This window comes from Falsiroseomonas sp. RANM36, from assembly GCF_056682175.1.
Map to the genome: position 1 here is coordinate 413,638 of NZ_JBWXTD010000003.1, position 2,104 is coordinate 415,741.

The window sequence follows — 2,104 nt, forward strand, 5'->3', positions numbered from 1 at the left end:
CCCCCCCGGCGGCCGCGCGGGGGGGCCGGGCTTGGCCCCCCCGGGCCGCGCCGGCGCCGGCGCGCCCGGTCAGGCTCGCACCCGCCACGCGGCCATCGGCCTGGATCTCGCCCGCGATGGTCAGGGTGATCGGCTGGCCGGCCGCGGAGAGCGGCGCGCCCGCCGGGATCGTGGGCGCCGGGGCGCTCAGCGCGATCGGCCCTGTCGCCTGCACCAGGCCGCCGATCGCCTGCGGGTCCTGCGAGACGAGGGTGAGGCCGCCGGCCGTCGTGGCCAGCGCCTCCAGCGCGCCGATGCGGTTGCCCGGGCCGGTCAGCGGCAGCGACCGCGCATTGCCCGTGACCGCCCTCACCCGCACCGGCCCGCGGCCGGCGCCCGCGCCGCCATCCAGGCCCCGCCGGCCGACCGGCGCCGTCAGCGCGCCGTCCAGCGTCGCGATGCCGGCGCCGCCGACGCTCAGCCGAATGTCGCCGGCCGGGCTCGTGACGCTGCCGGTCGTCGCCTGGGGGAATCCCGGGCCGCCGCCGCCAGGCGTCGCGCGCAGCTCCACGCCGCTCGTCCCGGTGACGCTGCCGGCGACCAGCAGCCCGGCATCGCCGCGGAGCGTCACCGCGCGGGTCGCGGTCACGGTCGCACCGGTGGCGATGGTCGTGAGGCCGCCGGTGCCGGCGCTTGCGCCATGCAGGCCGAGCGCGCCGTCGCGCGCGCGCAGCACCGCGCCGCCCGCCACGGTCAGGCCGCCCCGCGTCGTCTCCAGCGTCAGCGGGCCCGGCGCGCCGGAGGTCGCGCCGTTCAGCGTCCCCGAAGCGAGGCTCCCGATCACGCGCAGCGCGCTCGGACCCGTGCCGGTGCCGGTAATCGCGATCGCGCCCGCCGCCTCGATCGGCCCGACGATGGTCAGCGGCACCGCGCGGGCCCGCGCGAAGGCCCCGCCGCTGCGGAACGCATCCACCGCCCCGATCGCATTGCCCGCCCCGAGCAGCGCCAGCCCCGCCGCGTCCAGCGCGGTGCCGGCCGCGGCATTGCCCAGCCGGTTCACCCGGATACCCGTGCCGCCGCCCGCATCCGTCACGCTGCCCTGCAGCCGCAGGCGCAGCCGGTCCACGCGCCCGGTGAGGTCGGCGGCGCCCGCGACGGCCAGGTTGCCGCCCTGCGCCGGGCCGGCCTCGCGCGCACCCAGCAGCAGCGTCGCCGCCGCAAGCCGGTCGAGATCGGCCTGCAGCAGCGACAGGCCGCCGGCGCCGCCCAGCGTCATCGCCAGGCCCGCCGTCGCCGGCAGGATCTCGATCCGCCCGCCCGGCGCGCTCACCGGCCCGCCGAGCGCGAACCGGTCCGCCTCCAGCGTCACCACGCCGAGCGATGCGGCGGCCACCGATCCGCCGGCCTGCAGCGTCAGCGTGCCGCCCGCGCCGGTGGCCAGCGCCACCGCCGGCCCGCCGCGCACCGCGCCGTCCACCGTCAGGCTCCCCTGGCCGCGGAAGGCGAGGCTGCCGCCGGCCGAGAGGTCGCCGATCGTGCCGACCTGATGCGGCCCGCCAGGCGCATCCATCGCGATGCTGCCGCCGAGCGCGCCGGTCAGGCGGTTCACCTGCAGCGTGCCGCCGGACTGCGCGGCCAGGTCGCCGGCGCCCAGCAGGTGCAGCGTCTGCACCGCCGGCAGGACGGCCGGGCCGGTGATCGTCACCGCACCGCCATCGGCGCGACCGATCTCCAGCTGCTCGGCACCGATCCGGGCCAGCGCGTCGCCATCCAGCGCCAGCCCCGCCCCCGCGCCGCCGAGCGCGATGGCCATGCCGGCGCTGCGCGGCGCGATCGTCACCGTGCCGCCGGTGGCGGCCAGGCTGATGCCCGAAGCGGGCATTCCCTCCAGCACCAGCCGGTCGGCGGCGAGCGCGATCCGCCCGGAGGGCGCCACCAGCGCGCCGGTGCCGGCCGCGCCGCCGCCGATGGAGAGCGTATGCGCCGTGACGGCGAAGCTGCCCCCCGCCGGCACCGCCAGCGGCGCGCGGATCGCGATGCCGCCGCCGCCGGGCCGGACGGAGGTGGGGGGGGGGGGGGGCACCCCGCCCCCCCCCGCGGGGCCCGGCGCCCCCCCCGCCGGCGC

The 2,104-nt window shown here is 80.6% G+C and carries 1 protein-coding gene; it reads right to left on the reverse strand.

The genetic code is table 11. The features are described from left to right. Positions 1 to 2,104, reverse strand: a 2,104-nt coding sequence (locus tag AC1MIR_RS06765; protein ID WP_480027420.1) for a hypothetical protein, incomplete at both ends; no start/stop codon positions are given.